The organism is Ruminiclostridium papyrosolvens DSM 2782, assembly GCF_029318685.1.
Taxonomy (GTDB): Bacteria; Bacillota; Clostridia; order Acetivibrionales; family DSM-1351; genus Ruminiclostridium; species Ruminiclostridium papyrosolvens.
Map to the genome: position 1 here is coordinate 4,511,646 of NZ_CP119677.1, position 22,680 is coordinate 4,534,325.

A 22,680-nucleotide genomic window follows, 5' to 3' on the forward strand; every position below is an offset into this window, starting at 1 on the left:
AATAGTAAATCAATTGTAGTTCATTAAATAATTGCAAAAATGTATTATTTTCTCAAATGGACTAAGTTTTAGTTCCGCATAAGCTAATTTTTTATTAATGTAAAATAAAACATATTTTCTGTTATCAATATTACTCTGAGATTCTATCTTAACGCTTTGTCCAATATGAATATATTTACTTGTCTTTAAAAAATTAATTAATCCTTTTGTAATATTATTATTTGAGACACCAACAGAATATGTAAACTGGTAACTAACCACTAAGGAAATTAAAACTATAGGTACAGACCAATTATTAGTATTCTATTTTTCTTCATATTGTCCCCCATGCACATTTAATAAGAGCATATAAAGTATTCTTTATATATATTTTAACACATCAAAATAATAAAAAGTGCCATAACCCTTATGATTACTGACACTTTCTACTTATTCTATAAATTTTGGCGTCCCGGACAGGAATCGAACCCGCATCAGTGGAACCGGAATCCACCGCTTTATCCATTAAACTACCGAGACATATTTTTAAAAGCACACTGATATATTATAGACTATTGAAGCTCACTTTACAACAAAGGAGATTGAATTCTTTTGATATTCCTTCGTTATGAACAAAGTTACAACACACTATTAAAATATCCCTAGAATAATACTAAAACAGATACAAAATAAGAGCGCAACTCCCAATAAAAATGTAGCTAAACCGATTAATACAATATATATTTTACTTTTTCCTGAAACCTTTTTTATTGTAACATAATTACTTATTACAAGTGCTACAAAAAAAAGAACTGTTACACCTGATGCTACTGCTATTGAGCCGGTTGTCGGACCATTCAATACTCCAAAAAAGCCAATCAAAACGTAAGGCGTTAAACATAATCCTAGAACAGAAAAAGACAAATTAATTAGTATTGTTTTTAAATAATTCCGTGAAAATTTCAAGTATTTTACTTTATCTTCATCTATTGTATTTAATCTTAAATCATACCCGCATTCGCAATACCTGTTATTATTCTCACGTATAACTTTACAATTAGGACATTCCTTCATAAATCCCCCTTAAACACTTACCAAAGCTTTTATTCTCATATCACCCTTGCAATACTGGCAATAGCCATTGCTGCCGGAACCAATAAAAGCTGTGCCAGCATGGTTCCCACAATAAGCCCGCACACAATAAATATTACACATCGGCTGAAATCCAGCTCTGTACACTCCCCTTTAATAACATCATCTGTCATCATAGAAATATACGGGTCAATAAACAAAAACATAAGTATGGTTGCAACACCATTTATTGCTGAGGACAGGGTACTGCAGGTTGTTCTGAATTCAGGATAAAGGCATCCGGCATACAATGAAGCAAGTACACCCACTGTTGATATGGAAGATGTGATTACATTTAATAATACTATTTTTTTTGGTATCTTTCTCAAGCTTTTCAATTGAGACAGGTTGTCCTTTTTTGGAATAGTGATACTCCTCTTGAACTGCTCTATGCCGGACTTTGAAAATCCGTGTAAAATTAGTCTCGGAACAGACCTGTAAACACTAAAAGATTCTACTGCTTTTGTAAAAACTCTTATAAATGTGGGCAGAAGCATTGCACCGATAATTGTAGCAAAAGTAGCTGAAAGTAAAATCCACCTGAAAATATGCAGCATACCGTCGGTATTTCCACCCTCAATACTCTTTTCAATGGTTTTTGCCAGCAATGGTGCCTGAAAGGTGTTGGCTGTCCTTGATAAAAGTGCAAACACGTTAAATATGGCAAAAGCAATTGCTATTCTCCCCGTCTTCACACCTACTATTCTGACACTGTAGGCTAAGGTTCCTACAACATATATTACAAGGGTCAGGGCAAGAACGGCTATAACTTGTATGGTCATTTATAAATACCTCCACTATAAATGGTAAGTATTCTACACGTCCTTGTCCATTACCTTCTATATAAGACAATATATTGCAGCACTACTTCATAAAAAAATCCCTCTGTGCAGTTTTTATTGCATAGACGGATATTTTTACAAGAACTGACCTTCCTATAATCTCGTTATAATCAGTGAGAGCAAATATTGAATTGCAGAACTGATAAGTGCATTCCAGCAAAATACAAGAACAAACACCAATCCTCTTACATTGTTAGATAACCTGAACAGCACGCAGAGTCCTCTGGTAATTGCACCATTAAACCAGAAATATGACAGTATTCCCATAGCAGTTGTTATAAACAATAAAATCATCGATTCAGTGGAAAAAGTCCACCTGCTGCAAAAGTAAATTAAAGTATCCATAGGAGTTAATAGAATGTTAGTAAGAACGTAGACCTTCATAACCTTTGTAATAAGGCTAGAATATGTATTCACCACAGAGGCATTATATCCTTCGCTCCTCTTTTTAAAATGCTTTATAACGTCAAAAACAGGGTATGAGAAGCAAATCACATCTACAAACCCTATTATTAACGCAGTTATAAATAAAACCGCTGCCGTTTTAAAATTTAAGCTTAAATTGGTTATAAAGAAGCCCTTTGTATTTTGAGGATTAAGTATATAGAAAATAACATCCCTCAAGCCTACAAAAACTATACCAATGTAAAGCCACATACTTTTGTCTGTAAGTTTTGAGTAAAAATCTTTTTGTAGCAAAAAAATATCAATAATTGTATTGTATTTCGATTTCATTTCTGCTCCTATCACAAAACGCATTTATCATTATATAATATATATTATTTAACAGAGTTCAATCAATATAGCAAGATATTTTTAAAATATTTCTATTAAAATATATGCGATTGCTGCAATACTTCCGATAAGGGCAGAATTTATTATAAGAATCTTCATAAACCGGGACTCGTTAAACTTTCTCTTTAAATGTTTTTTGCATGCCGACTTTTGCCTTTCTTTCGGTACAGTTGCCAATTTACTCTTGTTTTCTTTAACATAGTTATTAATTATTGCTTCTGCCTCCCTTAAAATGAATTTATTATTATATACTGAATCTCCCTCCTTTTGCTGTTTTTTTTCATTATCGCCGCTTTGTGTATCTTGTTTCATTACCAGAATAGCCTCCTCAAACAGGTTTGAATGTATGTCTCTGAGTACAATTACCTTTTTTTCCTTACCATAGAACATAGTATCCTCCATAAAGAACATTTATGGTTAGTTTGTGAATATTTAACATAATTATTCAATGTTAATTCACTATAATGGTTTCCAAATTTTAGAAACCATAACCATCATGTCATCTATGGGCTCTTTATCTTTACAACGGCTTAATGCTTCCTCCATAAGATCATCTGCAATTTTTTGAGGATTCTTGCTTGTCATTTGCGAAATAACATTTTGAACCTCTGTAATGCTATCATCGCTGCTTTTAAAGGAGTCCACTATTCCGTCGGACACCATTACGATGTACTCCCCGCTATTAACATTTTTGTGAATGAGTTCCAGTTCAACATTGCTCAATATTCCTGCCGGAAGAGAAGCAGCCCTGATTGTCTCCACATAGTCCTCCCTTTTGATAAAAGTAGGAGCGGCCCCCACCTTTACAAATTCCACTTCTCCGTCATATAAATCCACAACGGAAATATCAATAGTAGCAAAGGTTTCATCATTTGATTTAAGAACAAGAATAGAATTTATCAGTTTCACTGTTGTATCCTTGTCAAAACCCGATTCCATAAACTGTTCAATAAGATTCACCGTTGCCTTGCTTTGTAGACACGCTTTGTGGCCTGTGCCCATTCCATCGCTTAAAGCTGCAATATATTTACCGTCACCACTGTTAAGAAATGTATAATTATCTCCCGACACATGCTTTTCATCTTTTGCAACTCTGGCCACACCCGTTACTATCTTGAATATTTCTTCCTTAACAAGCTTTATACTGCACATGTCCGTTTTTGTATTAAGCCCGCAGTCACTTCCGTTCTTCACCATTTTGTAGCCAATAACATCGGACACAGCTTTTTCTACACAACCTATACAGCTTCGTTTTCCTCCACAGCCTTTGTATGATAATACAATTTCATAGTTTCCGTTTTTGTTCTCATATACAACTGCTTCCACATTGCGTAAGCCTTTTTTGGTAAGCTCCAGAAGTATATTGTTTTCAATATCCTCTTTAAAAATAATATTGGTATTCAATTCTACTGCCAGATTGGCAATAATTGTAGACATGCTCCTCATTTGCTGGGAAACAAGGCCTCTGCTTTCACTGATTCTGCTTCTCCAAACCATATCAACCTTAAACAGCTCATAAGTATAATTTACAGCCTTTACAAAGTCGTCTACGCGCTCACATCTATCCAGAAAGTACTGTGGGATATCCTGCTGTTCAATCCAACCCTTGCAGTCCAGTTTCTCAACTATTTTGAAAAGAATTTGGTAAGTATTACAGAAATTCTGCTCCCAGCAATGGCTGCAAAGACTGCAATCCTTACAAACCCGGTCCGCAACTCTGTCAAAAATAGCAGTTATGTCATGCTTTTCGGTAATTGACCTTGTTTCAGATATTTCATCAAAGGTTTTAGCCATTTCACCAAAGGCTTTTGAAAATTTGTTCAGCTTTTCTACAGTAAGCTCTTTGATTCTCATACTGTAACCTTTTTTGTCCCCTCTGTCTGCCAGTGCTTTATTAAATTTGTTTACAACAATATCCGTTACTTTATTTGGTATCAACATAAATAAAATAATTGCTACAATTATTTCATACAGATATATGAGGACTTCCGTAGACCCGTTGGTATAAAACGTTAAAACTGCATTTCCCATCAAAACGCCCAGACATGAGCCAACTTTCCCCATCTTTCTCAAAATTCCTGAAAGTAAACCGCAAAAAGCATATGATGAGACCATAACCGGTGAAGAATTCGACGAAATACTTATTACCGTTCCAACAATTACGCCTATGGCAGCTCCGTTTCCTGCCCCGGTTCTATAGCTGAATACTAAAATTACGAGAATGCACAGGATATTTCTCAGACTAATCCCAAGTAAAGCCCATGTACCCAGTCCTCCAATAGAAAGTGCGCAGGCTATTGCTATACTTAAGACCTCTTCGTTAGTCAGAACATGCCTCTTAGATGTGCTTCCCATTACGTCAAGGACGTTTTTAAATACAAATACCAGTGCAAAAATCAGGAACCCGTTCAGAAGGGATTTTAAAATATCATACAAAAGAAAACCCTGGAGATATGTAATAAGAATTTCAGGTATCAGCACTCCTGCAAATGCTGTTATAGCTGTTCTCAGAGATGAGCCCACGCTTTTTTTAAAGGGAATATTCATGGCATTAAACAGCAGCATGGAAACAGCGGCAGTATATATCTGAACTGTAGCTCCCGAAGTCAGCATCCCTGCAATTATTGCAAGTGCAATTAAAATCCTGCTCAGATTCAATCCAAGAGTAGCGGCATACAAAGCTATGCCAAACGGCATCAAACCACCCATCAAGGATATCCTGCCCAGCAAAAATGCAGCCGGAATTACAATCAGATTTAATTTATTAGCCCTGTTCAAATAGTCAAGCAATGCTGCTGTTTTTGAACTGCTGTTTTTGTGAAGTTTTTCTCTGAACTCACCTAGATTATTGTATGGAAGTGTTTCTGTTTTCAATTTAGTGACCCCCCGCCTTTTATCTTCTGTGTGATTACCCGGTTACAGCACGCAGGATTGATTATAAGGCAGGAGTATAAAAATATTTGTCACTTTTGGTACTTAGGAAATAAGATATTTTAGACAGTTATTTTCAAAATATCTTACTTTTATAACATCAATTAAAGTATATTTTCCTAAGAACAACTTTAAGTAAAACATAAATAATTACTTTTTTAAGTTATTCATGTCGAAAACTTCTATCTGTTATCTTCAATAAGTTTATGCTTAATATCCCAAAGTCTTTGAGATAGGTCTACATAATATTCATGCGGAAACTCAAACCGCTTTACTTCATCCCAAAGAGAATCAATTTGCTCCTTGCAGTAATTTCTGGTTTCTCGGATTGTAGGAACCTTATACACTTTTTTGCCCTCTATAAATATGGGTACTAAAAGTTCCTTTGCAGTAAAATCAGTAATTGTCTTACGCTTCCATGTAGCTTCGGGATCAAAAAGCTCTAATTCCTTTGTTTGGTCTATTGTTTCATCATATACACAAAGTTGGTCTGCAATAGCTTTGCCGGTTTCATTTTCAAATAGGCGATAAACCTTTTTAAAGTGGGGATTGGTTATCTTTGTTACATTTTCACTTAGTTTTATCTTTGGAATAACTTCACCGTTTTCACCTTCAATAGCACATAGCTTGTAAACACCGCCGAATACAGGCTCACTTTTGGAAGTTATCAGCCGTTCTCCTACCCCAAAAATATCAATACATGCCCCCTGTGAAATCAAATCACTGATTATATATTCATCAAGAGCATTTGAGGCTACTATTTTACATTCGGTAAGCCCTGCTTTATCAAGTATTTCTCTGGCTTTCCTTGACAAATACGTCATGTCTCCTGAGTCCAGACGGATTGCACATTTTGTGATACCCCGAGGAAGGAGCACTTCCTTAAACGCACGTATGGCATTAGGAACTCCGCTTTTAAGCACATTATACGTGTCAACCAGAAGGGTACTGTTATTGGGGTAGAGTTCACAATAGGTCTTAAAAGCCTCATATTCACTGTCAAACATTTGAATCCACGAATGCGCCATTGTTCCGCCTGCCGGTACACCGTATAGTTTGTCCGTCATAGCACATGCTGTACCTTCGCAGCCTGCAATGAAGGCAGCCCTTGCTCCAAGTACGGCACCATCTGCCCCTTGTGCCCTTCTGGAGCCGAATTCCAGAACTGTTCTACCTCTGGCTGCCCGAACTATACGGTTGGCCTTAGTAGCAATAAGGGATTGATGATTAATCGAGAGAAGTATAAAAGTCTCAATTATCTGGGCTTCAATAACGGGAGCTTTAACAGTTATAATGGGTTCATTCGGAAAAACAGGGGTTCCCTCGGGAACTGCATATATGTCTCCTGTGAACCTGAAGTTTGACAGATACTCCAAAAAGCTGTCTGAAAACATATTCAGGTCTTTTAAATATTTTACGTCATCTTTTGAAAATCGCAGGTTTTCAATATATTCAATAACCTGTTCAAGACCGGCAGCAATAGCAAAACCGCCTCCATCAGGTACTTTTCTGAAAAAAACATCAAAGTATGCTATTTTGTCGCAAAAACCATTTATAAAATAGCCGTTGCTCATTGTAAGCTCATAGAAATCACATAAAAGAGCGTAAGTTTCATCAGTCATGATTGTACAATCCTCCATATATTAATGCAAATTAGTATTTTACATATAAAAATCTCGTTATACTCAAAAGTATATACCAATTATCATAAAAATTACAGTAAAGACCTGAATGATTGACGATTAATGTTGTAAAGAATAATATTATATATTGAGTACATTATAAATCTGCTATAGGGGCTGTGATATATAATGAAGAAACATATTATGCATTTCATATTAATTAATGTAGGCTTGCTTATGGTGGGTATAGGTATCTGTTTTTTTAAAATACCTAATAATTTTGCAACAGGCGGAGTAAGCGGACTTGCCATAATAGCCAGCAGTTTTTTCAAAGACATAGACGTAGGCCCGATGATGCTGATAATAAATGTAGCCCTGCTTATTGTAGGCTTCATTTTTCTAGGTCAGGATTTCGGCTCAAAAACAATGTATTCCAGCTTTGCTCTCTCAGGGATTGTATGGGCTATTCAAAAAATATTTCCCTTAAAGCATTCCCTTACAGACGATATGATGCTAGAACTTATATTCTCAATTATTTTTCCTGCCATAGGCTCTGCCATTGTTTTTAATCTCAATGCCTCTACAGGAGGAACGGACATTGTAGCCAAGATATTAAGCAAACATACAAACCTGAATATCGGAAAAACATTGCTATTGACTGATTTTCTCATCGCAGCCGGAGCCGGAGCAGTCTTTGGGATAAAAATAGGCATGTACTCTGTTCTTGGTCTTTCACTTAAAGCTTTTGTCATTGACCTTGTATTGGAAGGGTTCAACGTCAGCAAACAGTTTGTTATAATCAGTTCAAAATCAGATGAGATAAAGGAATATATCGTAACCCAGCTTCATAGAGGAGCAACTATATATAAAGCCGAAGGTGCCTTCAGCCACAACACTGAGAACGTAATTTCTACAGTCCTCAGCAGAAAACAAGCTATAAAGCTACGGACTTATATACGCAGTATAGACAACTCTGCATTTATAACCATAAGCAATACTTCAGAAACCATAGGCAAAGGCTTCAGAAGTATATAAAAAGACTGCATTTTAAAAAATGCAGTCTTTTTGGTGGGAACTATAGGGCTCGAACCTATGACCCTCTGCTTGTAAGGCAGATGCTCTCCCAGCTGAGCTAAGCTCCCGATTGGTGACCCATAGGGGAATCGAACCCCTGTTATCGCCGTGAAAGGGCGGTGTCTTAACCGCTTGACCAATGGGCCATAAAATAAGCGATAGTGAATATCGCTTAAAATGGTAGCGGCGGTGGGATTTGAACCTACGACCTGCCGGGTATGAACCGGATGCTCTGGCCAACTGAGCTACGCCGCCATTTTTATGTCGCCCGTTCTCTAACGTGCTTTTACATTATACATAAGAAATAGGACATGTGTCAATAGAAAGTTTATAATTTTTTTTAAAAATATAAACTTCGATAAATACCCACAAAATGGCAGTAAAAAACCCTTAAACCACAAGGTATAAGGGATCTGTTTTTTCAGGAGGAATATATTTTAAGACCGGCCGGCGGAATAATCCGCCGACCAGAATTGATTGTTTTCAACAATACAAATTTTATAGGAAATAATCCTATTTGTATATGTATAAATTATTTAAAAATTTTATTCAATCAATTAATTTTATTGTACATTTTTACTCCTGAGAACCATAAATAGCCACATATTGGCTTGAAAGTTCAAACTTAAAGTTTTGGATTTTTAATATGCTTTGTACGTACCCCAGAGAATCTGCATGGTATCGCCCTGCTATTTTCTGATAACCCAGTAGTTCGTATACACCGTTACCGTCAAAATCAACAGGATACAACCCGCTTAGAGGATCGACCCAGCCTTCAATGGGTGCTTTGAGTATTCCATCGTTAGTATAAATTTCACTTAAGTACTCTCTGCCTTTATATGTTATATCCAGTATGTAAGTAGATTTCTCCGTCAGATTCTGAACTGACACTTTGTAGTAATTAAGATAGGTTACTTTGTATTGATATTTATTATTAAAATCTTCATAGTTGAATATCATTGAAAGACGGTTATTTACATCTGAAAAAATGTAATAAAACATTATGGCGCCGCTTCCCCCGGAATTAATCCCTATTAATATATCATTAATTCTGTCTCCGGTAAAATCACCCAGAAACAGACTCGGAGAATAGCCTGCATCTGAAGGAAGCTTTGCGCTTTGTTTAATACCCGTTCTTCCGTCCTTTATGACAAGGGTAATATCACGCAAAAAATCACTGTCAGGTGTTTTGACAGCCGTGAGAAATACATAATCGGCAATCCTGTCTCCGTTTACGTCACCGTAGGCACTGGCAACTATGTTTCCGATATCGTTAGGAAACGAACCTGAATTATTTGAATACAGCATTTAGTTCTCCCCTTTTTCAATATTTTGAACTGTTACTATATAATATGAAAAGCTTCAGTAAGGGTGAAATTATATATTTCCCATGTTCCGGCGATTGAATAAACTATTTACCCCAAGGGTATAAATATTAATGCCACTTTCGTACTTATTTACAATAACAAATTGCAATATATAGGTTCTTCAAATCAATTACATCTAATATTATTATATGGAAGTGAGTAAATTTTATATAAGGTCAGGTGACCATATGATAATTCAATGTGGAAGACAGGAATTTATTCAGCAGGGCGACCAATTGGCAATAACAAGAGATGACAAGTTAATCGGTTACGGTAAGGTTATCGCCCTTCTGGAGGAAAATGTACTAGTGGATATTGATGATGCAGCCAGTAAATCATTATTTGAAATTTTCGCAGAAGCTATCCCTTGTGATTTTACCTTCGTCAACGAAAAATATACCCCTAAAAATATCGAGTAAACGTCAATATCAGGCATACCACGTTTACCGGGGTAAAATCGTTTGCTGGAAAACATCGGCTTACGATTCCCCTGGCAGACAGGACTCTAACAACTATTTATATGTCCTGTTAACATTTTGTTTTAAAAATCATAACAGTTTATTAACTTTTTCTTCGTAAAATATACATAATTTAAAGATATTATATAAGCATAAGGTAACTTAAGAAATTTTAAACGATAGGAGGACCCAATTATGTATAACAATAATGATGATTGGAAAAATGAATACTATAATAATTCAAACATTGATAACAACCAAATTATAACTATTAGCCCCAAAAGAAAAAAACATAAGTTTACAACCTATTTATCACTTGTACTTATAACCTCAATGGTTACCGGGGCAGCAGTTGGTGGCGGAATGTACTACAAGTTTTCAAAGGAGCTCGACAGACAGGTAGGTGATATCCAGAAAACAGTTGCACTCTCAGCCAAAAGCAATACAGACTCCGCCGTAGGGACCCTTACTTCATCCTCAGCCGACTCACTAAAAGCGTCCACTCTTTTAAATACTTCGGCAGGTGACATGAGTATATCTCAGATAGCAAAGAAAGTCGGCCCCTCAATTGTTGGTGTAACAATGAGCGTTCAAAACAATCGTTCTTCGGGATTTTACGGTTTCAGTACACCCTCCAACTCCAGTTCTGAGGGTTCAGGTATTATAATCAGTTCCGACGGATATATAATGACAAATTACCATGTTGTATCATATGCAGACCCTAAAAAAGGAGCAAAAAATACTACACTTACTGTGTATTTACCTGATAAAAGACAAGCAAAAGCTACATTTATAGGTGGTGATGAGGATAACGATCTTGCTGTTATAAAGATAAATCTTACTAACCTTCCTGTTGCAGAACTTGGCAGCTCCTCACAAGTGGAAGTAGGAGATACCGCCGTAGCCATTGGAAACCCACTTGGAATGGAGTTCGCCGGCTCTGTAACCGTTGGTGTAATAAGTGCACTTAACAGACAGGTTGATACAGGTAACGGGCCTATGGATCTTTTCCAGACTGACGCTGCAATAAACCCCGGTAATAGCGGCGGTGCCCTTGTGAATTCAAAAGGACAGGTAATAGGTATTAATTCAGCGAAGATATCTGAAAGTGGTGTTGAAGGCCTTGGCTTTGCGATACCAGTTGATACAGCAAAACCTATAGTTGAGCAGCTCAAAACTTATGGATATGTTAAGGGAAAACCTTTGATGGGAATTTCAACTCAGGAAGTTCCTGAGCAATACTCTCAAATGTACGGAATACCGGTTGGACTATATGTAGTAGAAGTAACTCCCGGAGGAGCCGCAGAAAATGCAGGCATCAAAGCAAAGGATATTATCATTAAGGTTGACGGTAAAAAAATAAAAACAAATGCAGACATTGATGCAATCAAAAAACTGCATAAAGCAGGAGATACTGTGGATGTAGTTGTTTCCAGAAGCGGTCAGCAAGTAACTCTCAAGCTTACCTTTACTGAAGCTAACCAATAGCAATTAATTTTCAAAAACAAGACAGGGCTTTAATATACCCCCTAAAGCCCTGTTTTGTTTTTTATATTTAAATCCATCTTATAAAAGAATTTTTTCCCCAGAAGTTTGAGATAAATATCCCCCATAACCTTCCCTATTGTTTCATTTACATCATTTATGGTATCTGTATTAATCTTTAGCGTTTCCTTGGGTAAAATCATTAAATACATAGGAATATCCCATAAAACATAATCAATATCCGGCAGCAGTATAAAGCCGGCTTTTTCATAGAATTTTATCCTGTTTTCCCTTATGTTGCGTTCTTTCTGCTCCAAAACAACTTCAGGCTTTTCAACCTCAACAATAATGCTTCTTTCACCGCAATAGCTTTCTTTTAATATTTCAATGAATTTTGAACCAAAGCCTTTTCCTCTATGTCCGTTGTAGACTGCCAATAAGCTTACAAGAACAAAGGAATCCGTACTGTCAGCGGTACAAATTGAATACGCAACATCCTTTTTGTCATTTACAAGCACAAATCCCTTTTGGATGTCATTTTCAAGCTGATTGTATAAAGTTTCATAGGGTGGATACTCCCCCGGAGCAAAGTCATTTACTATGTTTATGTATAAATCCCTGAGCTCATGCAAATTAATAGACCTTATATCGTATGCCATTGTTATTCCTTTCCAATTTCATTCAGTATAGCCAAGTCAATATGACAGTATCCGTTAGGATTTTTGTCAAGGTATTCCTGATGATAATCCTCTGCTTTATAAAAATTATCAAGTGGAAGTACCTCTGTCAGTATTTTTCCCTTGTAAGAAGCCTGTTTGCCGTTAATATAGCTTTCTATATTTTCTCTGTCTTCGGGATTCTTATAGTAAATACCCGTGCGGTACTGTATACCTATATCATTTCCTTGTCTGTTGAGCAAGGTAGGGTCTATAATTCTAAAAAAGTAATCCAGCAGCTTTTCCATTGCTATCTTAGTTTTATCAAACTTTACATAAACAGTTTCAGCATGACCTGTTGACCTCCTGCAAACATCTTCATAGGTAGGGTTTTGGGTGTTTCCGTTTGCATATCCCACCTCAGTATGGATTACTCCCGGAAGTCTTGATAAAAATGCCTGAACTCCCCAGAAGCAGCCACCTGCAAGCCATATCTCAGTAATGCTATTTTTTGCTTCAATCATTGCAGCCACTCCTTTTGAAAATATTTATCTGTCTTCAAATATAATATCAGTTATTTCTGCTTCTGTATTTGCCTCTATAAATTTCATGACCTCATTAAGAACGGCATTTGCCTGCGTTCTGGCTGTGGACAGACACGCCACTCCTATTACAATAGTCTGATATAAATCCTGTTCCTCTATCTCAGCTATAGATATATTAAATTTGTTTCTGGCCCTTTGCACTATGCTCTTAACTATCATACGCTTGTCCTTTAGTGAATGACACATGGGTGCATAAAGCTTTATTCTCAAAGTTGATACAATCATACAGCCTCCCTATTCCATTAAATCCTATTAATAACCCAGTTCCTCTCCAACTATTAATACCTTTATTCTGTCCTTTTGGTTCTGGTATGCACTGACAACATAATTGCAGCATATTCTGTTTTGACCGCCGCAGCCGCTTGTCATACAGGAATCTCCTGAATTCAGTCCCATACATTCTCCTTTTTCCCTGCAATAGGATGGATAATCAAGCCTTGTTGCATTTGCAGGAGCTGCCATGGTTTTTACCCTTTTAACTGCCTCATCAAGATTTCTTACTATTTTATTTATACCCACCACAATTATTACTGAATCCGGACCGTAACATATGGCAGCCACCCTATTGGAATTACCGTCTACATTGTATAGTTCCCCATTTTCCGTTATAGCATTCGAACTGCTCAAGTACACATCGGCAAAAAAGGATTTACGAAATATTTGTTTCATCTGTTCACGGGATAATCCATTTTCATATCTGTCAAGAAAAGTATATTTACCACAACGCAGCAAATCTATGATTCCTGCCTCAAACAGGCTCATAGAGCCACCCACAGCAACCGTATCCCCTTCTTTAAGCAATTCGGTTACCTTTCCTGCAACATCTTTTACAGTTTCTACGTAATAAGGTTGCATGTTATTGGCTTTTAAATTTTCCATGGTTCTCTTAATTCTTTTGTCTACAATATCCCTTGCATTTTTATCCATTTTTTATACCTCCATATTCCTATATAATATATTTATTGGTGCTTTAAGTTTCTGATTTTATGAGCATCAGGAGCGCTTTTTCGAACGCTTCATCATTTTCCTTTGACCTTTTTCTTATAGTTCCGGTTCTTCCCCCCGCCCTCCTGATTTTTTGTCCCAAATGTCTTTCAAATAACAATCTGTCGATATTGTTATCCGAGTATATCAAACCGTTCTGATTCAGAACTTTTGCGCCTTTACCCAATCCCATGGCAGCTACACCATAGTCTTGAGTAACTACAATATCATTCTTTTTGAGCATATTAATAAGTTTTATGTCAACACTGTCACGCGCCTTGTCTACGGTTATTACCGTGCTATATCCATCATTTAGTTGGTGACTGGTATCAATAATCATTATGACAGGAATACCATATTCCTTTGCAATCCTGATGATTATATTTTTTACCGGGCATGCATCTGCATCTACAAGTATTTGCATATAATTTCCTTCCGGATTCATTTTATTTATTATACTATACCAAGTAACTCATTTAAATCAACCTTCCTTAGTCTTTCCTCACTGAGACATTAAGTTAACGTTAAGTTTTACAGTGTGATAAAATAAAAAAATCACATGGATTACCCATGCAATTTTTAATTTTTGAGAATTAAATTTTTTTAACTGAGTCTCTGTACACAATCCTGCCCTTTATGGTGGACCTGCCTTGACTTTTGTTCTCTTTCTTTATCTTGTCAAGGATGGATTTCACAGCTGTTCCCGCCATTTCCTGTACATCCACCTCTACTGTGGTAATTTGCGGTTCAGAGATTGTAGCATATATATCGTTATCAAACCCCACTACGGAAAAATCCTCCGGCACACTATAGCCCATCTCCTTTAGCTTTATTATGAGGTTATATGCTATCCCGTCACAGTTACACACAAATGCCGTAGGCATATCTTCAGGGAACTTCAGCTCAATGTATTTTCCATCCTGGTCTCTGTCACATATCACATAATCTTCCCGCAATTTTATACCATGCTCCAGAAGAGATTTGCACATACCCAGAAATCTGTCCTGTATACTGCTGGTGGCATATATATCTCCCACAAATGCTATACTAACATGTCCGTTTTTTATGAGGTAATTTGTTAATTCATAAGCTCCTGAATAATTGTCAACTGTTATAGAATCAACATTTGTACTTTCATCATAAAAATCCAGAAATACAGCGGGTATTTCAATATTCTGCAAAGCCTTTATGTAGGCTTTATTCACCTGTCCCAGAACAATAAGTCCGTCAACCTTTTTGTCATAATAAAACTTAGGCAGTACAACATTGTGCTCATCCACGGAGTTTAATACCTGAAGGATTGCGCAATACTGGTACCTCTCCATTATCTGGGATAGGTGTCTGAATACACTGAAATAATATGACTTTTCATCCCCCAAAAAATGTTCGGGAATGATTACTCCTATATTGTATGACAAACCATCTCTCATGGATTTTGCCATCATATTATACCTGTACCCCATTTTATCTGCTAAATCTTTTATCTTTTTCTTTAATTCTTCACTGACACCGTCTTTATCATTCAATGCTTTAGAAACTGTGACAATGCTGACATTTAACTCTCTGGCGATATTCTTCATGGATATACTGCTTTTCATAGTCTCACCTCTCATAAAAACTGTCAGTACCATTTTTCTTTAGTGGTTGATTATTATTTTACTATAATTTAACGAGTTTTGTCATCTTTGGCTCAACGCTAACCTAATTAAAAGCATATATATATTTACATTTTCTGTCAAGAATTAGAGCACCTTCGTTTCTGGTTGCAGCAGGGCTAAACATAGTTTGTTAATATATTATGTAAATTAGATTCCAATTGAATTATATCCATAACCATTGCAGCCGTTTTGCTATTAAGGTTATTAGCTTTTGACTGAAGTATTCTATTCATATGCTTTTCTAAAACGGTCCATCTTGAAATGGATTCTCTCAGTGTACCCAAAAGTTCCTGAGCTTTCACGGAAGTATTGCCGTTTGTACGGTTTAGGTACTCAAGGAGGATTTTTCTGGCGCCGTACAGCATCCAGAAATCGAAGGTGAGCCTGTCCCTTTGCTCCCAGCCCACTGTCTGAAAATAGTTTTTGAGATTGTACTTCTCATCACACAATTGAATGTATTTATGTAAAGCATCTATTCCATAATAGATTGTGTATCCGTACAAATTGTTATTGCCTCCTTTGAAATAATTATCTGCCATTGTTTTTAGAAAACCTGTAATTTCATCTTTTATTATACTTAACTTGCACAACTCGGTTTCATTGATTTCCAGAGTATAACATCTTAAGAAATGGCTGCATGCCTCAGCAAGTTCGCTTATGGGAGCAACACCAATCTGGCTGTTTAAATCGTATGTAACATAATTATTTTTGTTTACTGAAAAATGGGCTTTCTCTGCAAAGTATATCTTGTCATCCTCGTAGTGTAGTAAAATGTTAACATGATTTTGAGGTCCCTGAAAATAAGTACTTAAATCAAAGTCAGCATCATATTTGTGATAGAATTTCATCTTTTCAAATACTGTTTGCACTATTACCATATGGCCTTTATCAAGAAGTGATTTAAGAAAGTCTATGGAGTCCTTTTCCTGAATTTTAACATACTCATTGAGCTTTATATATTTATTCCAAAGGGGTATCAAATTTTTACTCTCATTATTTATACGTAAGGTATTATCTGTTTTACTAAGCCATAAGGCAGGATTTATATCTCTTATAAAAAGAGATGTAATTAAGCTTTTATCTATGCTGACACTGTTCTTTAATATGTTATAAATTGAAGATTCCATGCAGTTGAGCTGTAGTGAAACAAAATCATCTTTTCCGTCACTGCACTTAAAGAAGTTAAGAGCTTTTAAATCATATTTATTCATATTTCCACCTCATCAAATCTGAGATTGCACAAGCCTTGGTAACAATATAAATATATGTTATTTATTGCCATAATAAAACTTTTTATTTAGCTTGTCAATGGATATATGTAGTTTTTTGTATTAATATGTAGCATTTTGCAGGTTAGGGTACAGGCTTCCAAATAAGGATTAATGCGTCAGTCATTGACATATAATCCTACAGTGAGCTATATTATATTTGAAAACGAATTAACAGGAGCAGATATTATGGATAAAAATGTTCTGAAATCCTCAGATTTAAAAAACACTAAGCGACGTATGGCCATACTTGAGGTGCTGGAAAATTCATCGATACCATTAACGGCGGAAGAGATATACTCTCATGTTATTAAGACTGTCCATTTAAGCCTGTCCACAGCGTACAGGACCTTGGGAACTCTTTCTGAAAAGGGAATTCTTTTAAAGAATCTTTGTCAGGACGGTAAAACATATTATCAGATAAACAGCCATCAGCACAAGCATCAACTGGTATGCACCTTGTGTAATCAAACCGTACCAATTGATGATTGTCCCTTATCAATTATTGAAAAAAACCTCATTAAGCAAACAGGGTTTACTATAACAGGACACAGTCTGGAATTTTCCGGTATATGCCCTAAATGTGCCAAACATAATTAGCATGATGATTTATTGGTTAGCTGCCTTCCATTCTTCCAAAAGGATACCGTAGTTTTTTTCGTCATCCCAATTTCCGTATTTGAACCTTACCTTGCGAAACTCACCTTCAAGGGTCATACCGGCCTTTTTCATGATTCCTTCTGATTTAAGGTTGTTTGAATTGCATCTGGCAGATATCTTGTGCAGTCCAAGCCTTGTAAAGCCAAATTCTATTAATGCTTTTGCTAGTTCTGTTGCAAAACCTTTTCCCCAATATTCAGGCAGCAAGAAATATCCTATCTCTCCGCAGCCCCCTGAATTATTCCTGCTATGTATAACTATGTCTGCAAAACCTACAAATTCATTTCCCTCTTTGGAAAAAACCGCAAAGGCATATGAGCCGTCTTTGTTAACCTCATCTCCCGTGTTTATGAATCCTTCAAATAAAGTATTTGCACTTTCTTCATTACTTACTTTATCTATCCACGCATACCTCATAACCGTTTCATTTGAAAATACAGAATAAAATAGTTGAAAATCTTCATGTTTAAAGAATCTGAAACTAAGACGTTCGCTTGATATTTTCATCTTATCCTCCCAAAGTTGTATACTTGACTAATATATTTTATCTATTAATTATATATTCATTTTGCTTAATAGTAACGCTAATGTTAGTAAATAATTTTTTAAGCTGGTTGGTAGGGGTTGAAAATTTTAATGCCATTTTTCATTATTGCACAACCAATGAGTATTTATTTCTATATTATTACAATTTATTACATATATGTTAGAATAATAATAAATTATATATTTAATAATCTTATATTACTAATATATAACAAAATTTTAAAAGGAGGAGTTTTTTTGAAAAAACTAGTTTTTGCCATATCTGTTTTTTTAATCTGCGCAGTATCAAGTACCTGTTTCGCAATCCAGTCCAGTTCTTCAGTGGCACCAGAGCCAATTCAGGCATTGGATTCCTTAAGTAATCAAATTGAAACTCTACCATCATCGGCTTTTAAAAACCCGAAAACGTCAGATACTCAGAAACAAGCACTATTGAAACAAATTAAGGATACATACAGTCTTGTCCAAAAAGCTAATTTTAAAAGTGCAGTTAATAAGCTTAATAAGGATATCAAGAAAAAAATAACGGTATTGATTGTTCCATCCAAACAGCCAAAGCTTATTGAAGGTATGAATACCTGCGTAGTTTCAATAAAAAATGCTTCAAAGACCATAATAACAACAGAATACGGTAAAATTGCAGGTGTGGATGCCGGATTCGGCAGTTGGAAATGGACAGGCATACCTTACGCAAAACCTCCGGTAGGAGAGCTTAGATGGAAAGCACCCGTAAATCCGGAAGCCTGGCAAGGAGTACGGTTATCCACTGAAGATTTTACCCGCTGTACTCAGCCTGTAGCAAATAAACAGTGGCTTCCGCAGAATAAGCTTATGGGTTCTGAGGACTGCCTTTACCTTAATATATTCCGACCAAAAACGTTTAAAGAAAAGCTTCCTGTTTACTTCTGGATTCACGGCGGAGGCAATGTCATGGGAGGAGCAGATGACTACGATCTATCAAACTTTGCAAATATAACTAATATGGTAGTTGTAGTTATTCAGTATAGACTCGGACCTTTCGGCTGGTTCTACAATACTGCACTGAATCCTGACGGAACAGCAGAGGATAAATCAGGCAATTATGCAAATCTGGATATGATTCAGGCTCTAAAATGGGTTAAAAATAATATTGACAGTTTCGGAGGAGATCATAATAACGTTACCATAGCAGGCGAATCGGCTGGCGGTTTTCAAGTAATGAATCTCATGATTTCACCCCTTGCAAAAGGACTTTTCCATAAAGCTATAAGTCAAAGCGCCGCCGGATCTAATGCACCTGTTCAATCGGCATCAGCTCTATCAGCCTCAGCTGTTGAAAAACTTCTTGTTATGGATGGAACCTGCAAAGATTTAGACCAAGCAGCTACATACAGCAAAACAATGACTAATACTCAAATAGAAAAATATCTCAGAAGCAAATCAGCAGAAGACATCGCAAAATCTGTGATGAACGAGAGCGGCGGAATCACCTCTATAACCTCAATCGCAGATGGTCTAGTACTTTCAGGCCCTCTAAGCAAGGCTTTTGAGTCTGGAAACTATAATCATGTCCCGGTAATAATAGGTTGTAACAGCGATGAAATGAAGCCTTTCTTCCCATTTACTTTTGGGTCTGCTTCCACAACGACTGGCCACAAATGGGCTGACATATACAATGTTCTTGGATTAGAACAGCCCTCTATGTCACTTGATGATGTGATGCCGGCAAACAGCACCGATATACAGCTCTTTGATACAGTTACAAATTATTCATCCTCATACTGGAAATCTGCTTTAGACGGATATACACGACTCCTTAAAAAGCATCAGGATGATGTGTACAGCTATTGGTTTAAATGGGGCAGTGAGAACTCCGCACCCTCTCCCTTCAATTACCTGTTCGGTGCAGGACACAGCTTTGACATGGACTTCTTTTTCGGACCAAATAGCAAATCTTTAGCCGGAAGTGCTTATATTGATGCTAATAAAAACGGCAGAGAAGCTCTTCAAAATGCTATGTCCTCCTATTTAAAGTCTTTTTCGTTATCAGGCAATCCCAATACAAATAACAGCAGCTTACCTATATGGAAAAAGTGGTCCAATAGTGATAATACGTCCAAGAGCATAATCCTTACTGCAGATTATAACAAAGCCAAGATTAGTATGAGTAACACTGAATATTCAAGAGAAGAAATTGAACTAGAAGTAAACAAACTTCCGTCACCAGCAAAAGAGATGACATATGCTCTTATGTGGTATTTATATCAATGGTAATAAGTGTTTAATTACAAATATAGTGTGATTGCCGTATTTAATCTGGCAATCACACTATACTTTCGCATCTTTTCGAATTACCTCAAGTATACCATTGTCCATTTCACATACTGTATCGCACAAAATATCTATATCTTCAGCGCTATGGCTTGATAGGATAATAGTTTTGCCTTCATTCCGCAGATTAATTAAAAGTTCACGTATCTCGCTAATACCATGCTTATCTATGCCATTCATAGGCTCATCTAACAAAAGTATTGACTGGTTTTCCATTATTGCTTGTGCAATTCCCAGTCTTTGCCTCATACCCAAGGAGTATTTTCCCACCCATTTTTTATTCTCCGGGTCAAGTCCAACACGTTTGATAGCATTTTTAATTTCTTCCTTTGAAATACTACTATTAATTGATGCTAAAAACAATAAATTTTTGTAAGCACTATAGTTTGGCAAAAAACCCGGAGCTTCTATTATAATACCTACATCCTTTGGTACATCAGTATCTACTCCAATCAGCTTACCATTTACTATGATTTCTCCTGAAGTTACTGGAACAAAACCGCAAATACATTTTAAAAGCATGGTCTTGCCTGACCCATTGCGTCCTATTAAACCATGTATTTTATTTTTCTCAAAAGTAACGGACACATTTTTTAACACTGTATTTTCTTTAAATGATTTGCTTACATTATTGATTATAATAATATCCTTATTCATAAAATAACTCTCCTATTTTAATTATACCGGAGGTAATATTTTTACCGACCTTTTCCGGGCAGAGAAAACTGCTATAAATCCTGATAAAACTATTCCTACAGAGAAGAAGGAAAATGCATATATATCTGTTGGACGGGTTGATAATCCGCTAGTATCAAGAATAGATAAACGTGCCAATGATAAAATTGAAAAATGATATGTGTAAAAGGGCAGTGCATTTTGGATTACCATATCTAAACAAACCATCACAGAGGCTACAATAGCTCCAATGGCTCTATTAAAGTTGATATTAAAAATAAATATAATAAGTCCCAATAAAGTCCCGGCACACCACTCTAGTATCAAACTTAGAAAAAAAGCATGAACAGGCGTGTATATTGATTGTATTTCATAATTTATAGGCAAAGTTATATTAAATACTTGTCCTGCATTTGTCTGTGCGAGAGTCCCTAAGACCTTCCCCCACTCATTACTAAGGAACATATTCGGCGATATAATGATACAACTGACCACTGCTAAGAATGAAAAGTAAATAGCTGTACTTACCATGATATATAATACCTGTCCAAGTCCCCATCGGGTTCTGCCACTGCGAATAATAGAATATGGCTGTGTTACATCCATAAATGGAGCATCGCAGAAAAGAAATACGATTCCAAACATCATTATCATTTGTGTAAAAACAGAATCAGCGAAAAACGGAAATACCCAAGGGGTAACTCTGTACCCTGTACTATTTGAAAAATTAATTATAGGTTTAAGATAATTAATTAAAAATATAATAAGCAATATAAATAATATTATGATACGTGGGTTTGACGGCCATTTCCGAAGATTATTTACAGCTGTTGAAAGAACCCTTCTCATTTTATCCATTTTCTAACCTACCTTTTACTTTTCTTGAAAACAAAAATCCTATTACAATAATTAGTGAAAGATGTAGTAGTATAATATATCCAAGACTGGTTGCAGTTCCTCCAATTATACACCGTCCCTGACTAATTCTGTTTAACCTAAGCCATACAGGAAATTTACCAGTGAAAAGGTTTAGAACATAGTACGTTATAAAAGGCGTAAATAGTGCAATATATTTATTGGGTAAGTATGTTGATGCATAAAGCCCAACCGTAGACCATAAAGCGGCCGTTAAGAATCCCAAAATACAATAAACTCCAAAGTATAAAAAATATCTTTCATTTATAAGCAATTCTCCGCCCAGTGCTTTTGTATAATTATCTATATCAGAATTAATGGATATTACCGGAAAACTAACTTTGAGTGATGCTACAAATACTAACATTCCAAAGATATACGCACTTCCTGCGGATATCATACAAGCTGTAATTTTCGAAATAGTATATCGTTTAATTCCTGTCCGAATAATAAATGGCTTTATGTATTGATTATTCCAATCACTGCAAAAGCATGTTGTATACGGGAGAATAGATACTAGTATAAATATTATGTCAAAAGTACCTGCCTCTTTAGCATATCTAAACAAGTATAATATGTCAGGTGCAAACTTCAGCTCACTCCAAGCACCCATATAGTAAACCACACAAACACCCACAATTGCCAAAATAAACTCAATTGAAATAACTGAGCGTACCAAATCATTTTTTATAGTTTTGAAAAAAGATTTCATATTGACA

The 22,680-nt window shown here is 36.0% G+C and carries 23 protein-coding genes and 4 tRNA genes; 5 read left to right on the forward strand and 22 right to left on the reverse strand.

The genetic code is table 11. From position 1 onward, the window contains the following. Window positions 1-444 precede the first annotated feature (444 nt). The 7 genes from P0092_RS19980 to P0092_RS20010 form a co-directional block, all read right to left on the reverse strand. A tRNA-Arg gene (locus P0092_RS19980) sits at window positions 445-519 on the reverse strand. Between the two features lie 111 nt (window positions 520-630). Further along, window positions 631-1,053: a hypothetical protein gene (locus P0092_RS19985; protein ID WP_004621394.1), complete on the reverse strand. Its 423-nt coding sequence runs from the start codon at window positions 1,051-1,053 to the stop codon at window positions 631-633. Between the two features lie 35 nt (window positions 1,054-1,088). Next, complete coding sequence (locus tag P0092_RS19990; protein WP_004621392.1) at window positions 1,089-1,892, reverse strand: lipid II flippase Amj family protein; 804 nt, start codon at window positions 1,890-1,892, stop codon at window positions 1,089-1,091. A 153-nt stretch (window positions 1,893-2,045) separates the two neighbouring features. Beyond that, the gene (locus tag P0092_RS19995) at window positions 2,046-2,687 is read right to left on the reverse strand and encodes a hypothetical protein (RefSeq protein WP_004621389.1); all 642 of its coding nucleotides are present in this window, start codon (window positions 2,685-2,687) and stop codon (window positions 2,046-2,048) included. 81 nt (window positions 2,688-2,768) lie between these two features. Next, entirely contained in the window at window positions 2,769-3,137 is a 369-nt protein-coding gene (locus tag P0092_RS20000; protein ID WP_004621387.1) for a hypothetical protein, read from the reverse strand. 69 nt (window positions 3,138-3,206) lie between these two features. After that, window positions 3,207-5,621, reverse strand: coding sequence for a stage II sporulation protein E (spoIIE, locus tag P0092_RS20005; RefSeq protein WP_004621382.1), 2,415 nt, complete (start codon window positions 5,619-5,621; stop codon window positions 3,207-3,209). A gap of 239 nt (window positions 5,622-5,860) precedes the next feature. After that, on the reverse strand, window positions 5,861-7,300 hold the full coding sequence (locus P0092_RS20010) for a nicotinate phosphoribosyltransferase (protein ID WP_004621381.1): 1,440 nt from the start codon (window positions 7,298-7,300) through the stop codon (window positions 5,861-5,863). Between the two features lie 189 nt (window positions 7,301-7,489). Here P0092_RS20010 and P0092_RS20015 point away from each other — a divergent pair, with 189 nt between their 5' ends. Next, complete coding sequence (locus P0092_RS20015) at window positions 7,490-8,335, forward strand: YitT family protein (RefSeq protein WP_004621380.1); 846 nt, start codon at window positions 7,490-7,492, stop codon at window positions 8,333-8,335. A gap of 31 nt (window positions 8,336-8,366) precedes the next feature. On the opposite strand, the gene P0092_RS20020 is transcribed toward P0092_RS20015, so the two are convergent. From P0092_RS20020 to P0092_RS20035, 4 genes are all read right to left on the reverse strand, one after another. Next, window positions 8,367-8,442: transfer RNA gene (locus P0092_RS20020), tRNA-Val, on the reverse strand. 3 nt (window positions 8,443-8,445) lie between these two features. Then, a tRNA-Glu gene (locus tag P0092_RS20025) sits at window positions 8,446-8,520 on the reverse strand. A 32-nt stretch (window positions 8,521-8,552) separates the two neighbouring features. Then, a tRNA-Met gene (locus P0092_RS20030) sits at window positions 8,553-8,629 on the reverse strand. Window positions 8,630-8,950: 321 nt separating this feature from the next. Continuing rightward, window positions 8,951-9,682 carry a hypothetical protein gene (locus P0092_RS20035; protein ID WP_004621379.1) on the reverse strand — a complete coding sequence of 244 codons (732 nt, stop codon included), beginning with the start codon at window positions 9,680-9,682 and terminating at the stop codon, window positions 8,951-8,953. A gap of 247 nt (window positions 9,683-9,929) precedes the next feature. Here P0092_RS20035 and P0092_RS20040 point away from each other — a divergent pair, with 247 nt between their 5' ends. Both P0092_RS20040 and P0092_RS20045 read left to right on the forward strand, forming a co-directional pair. After that, window positions 9,930-10,160: a hypothetical protein gene (locus tag P0092_RS20040; protein WP_004621377.1), complete on the forward strand. Its 231-nt coding sequence runs from the start codon at window positions 9,930-9,932 to the stop codon at window positions 10,158-10,160. 234 nt (window positions 10,161-10,394) lie between these two features. Continuing rightward, window positions 10,395-11,687: a S1C family serine protease gene (locus P0092_RS20045; protein ID WP_004621375.1), complete on the forward strand. Its 1,293-nt coding sequence runs from the start codon at window positions 10,395-10,397 to the stop codon at window positions 11,685-11,687. 41 nt (window positions 11,688-11,728) lie between these two features. Here the strand turns inward: P0092_RS20045 and P0092_RS20050 are convergent, their stop codons facing one another. From P0092_RS20050 to P0092_RS20080, 7 genes are all read right to left on the reverse strand, one after another. Further along, the gene (locus P0092_RS20050; RefSeq protein ID WP_004621373.1) at window positions 11,729-12,343 is read right to left on the reverse strand and encodes a GNAT family N-acetyltransferase; all 615 of its coding nucleotides are present in this window, start codon (window positions 12,341-12,343) and stop codon (window positions 11,729-11,731) included. Window positions 12,344-12,345: 2 nt separating this feature from the next. Beyond that, entirely contained in the window at window positions 12,346-12,843 is a 498-nt protein-coding gene (msrA, locus tag P0092_RS20055; protein ID WP_338054771.1) for a peptide-methionine (S)-S-oxide reductase MsrA, read from the reverse strand. 45 nt (window positions 12,844-12,888) lie between these two features. After that, a complete protein-coding gene (locus tag P0092_RS20060) occupies window positions 12,889-13,170 on the reverse strand; it encodes a DUF503 domain-containing protein (RefSeq protein ID WP_004621369.1) in 282 nt (93 codons plus the stop codon). A 27-nt stretch (window positions 13,171-13,197) separates the two neighbouring features. Beyond that, a complete protein-coding gene (locus tag P0092_RS20065; RefSeq protein ID WP_004621367.1) occupies window positions 13,198-13,872 on the reverse strand; it encodes a lactate utilization protein in 675 nt (224 codons plus the stop codon). Window positions 13,873-13,915: 43 nt separating this feature from the next. Further along, window positions 13,916-14,353: a YaiI/YqxD family protein gene (locus P0092_RS20070; protein ID WP_004621365.1), complete on the reverse strand. Its 438-nt coding sequence runs from the start codon at window positions 14,351-14,353 to the stop codon at window positions 13,916-13,918. Between the two features lie 169 nt (window positions 14,354-14,522). Then, window positions 14,523-15,527: a LacI family DNA-binding transcriptional regulator gene (locus tag P0092_RS20075; RefSeq protein ID WP_004621364.1), complete on the reverse strand. Its 1,005-nt coding sequence runs from the start codon at window positions 15,525-15,527 to the stop codon at window positions 14,523-14,525. Window positions 15,528-15,703: 176 nt separating this feature from the next. Further along, window positions 15,704-16,798 (reverse strand): hypothetical protein, encoded by a 1,095-nt coding sequence (locus tag P0092_RS20080; RefSeq protein ID WP_004621363.1) that lies wholly within the window; start codon window positions 16,796-16,798, stop codon window positions 15,704-15,706. 246 nt (window positions 16,799-17,044) lie between these two features. Here P0092_RS20080 and P0092_RS20085 point away from each other — a divergent pair, with 246 nt between their 5' ends. Continuing rightward, the gene (locus P0092_RS20085) at window positions 17,045-17,455 is read left to right on the forward strand and encodes a Fur family transcriptional regulator (RefSeq protein ID WP_004621361.1); all 411 of its coding nucleotides are present in this window, start codon (window positions 17,045-17,047) and stop codon (window positions 17,453-17,455) included. 9 nt (window positions 17,456-17,464) lie between these two features. On the opposite strand, the gene P0092_RS20090 is transcribed toward P0092_RS20085, so the two are convergent. Next, a complete protein-coding gene (locus P0092_RS20090) occupies window positions 17,465-18,022 on the reverse strand; it encodes a GNAT family N-acetyltransferase (protein WP_004621359.1) in 558 nt (185 codons plus the stop codon). Between the two features lie 276 nt (window positions 18,023-18,298). On the opposite strand from P0092_RS20090, the gene P0092_RS20095 reads away from it, so the two are divergent. Then, window positions 18,299-20,314 (forward strand): carboxylesterase/lipase family protein, encoded by a 2,016-nt coding sequence (locus P0092_RS20095; protein ID WP_158498424.1) that lies wholly within the window; start codon window positions 18,299-18,301, stop codon window positions 20,312-20,314. 54 nt (window positions 20,315-20,368) lie between these two features. Here the strand turns inward: P0092_RS20095 and P0092_RS20100 are convergent, their stop codons facing one another. Genes P0092_RS20100 through P0092_RS20110 form a run of 3 tightly spaced genes read right to left on the reverse strand, consistent with a single transcriptional unit; the run spans window position 20,369 to window position 22,673 of the window. Next, window positions 20,369-21,028 carry an ATP-binding cassette domain-containing protein gene (locus P0092_RS20100; RefSeq protein WP_004621352.1) on the reverse strand — a complete coding sequence of 220 codons (660 nt, stop codon included), beginning with the start codon at window positions 21,026-21,028 and terminating at the stop codon, window positions 20,369-20,371. Between the two features lie 21 nt (window positions 21,029-21,049). Continuing rightward, entirely contained in the window at window positions 21,050-21,904 is an 855-nt protein-coding gene (locus tag P0092_RS20105; protein WP_004621351.1) for a hypothetical protein, read from the reverse strand. Next, window positions 21,897-22,673, reverse strand: a complete 777-nt coding sequence (locus P0092_RS20110) for a hypothetical protein (protein ID WP_004621349.1) — start codon at window positions 22,671-22,673, stop codon at window positions 21,897-21,899. Before P0092_RS20110 ends, P0092_RS20105 begins: the two co-directional genes overlap by 8 nt. Between the last annotated feature and the right edge of the window lie 7 nt (window positions 22,674-22,680).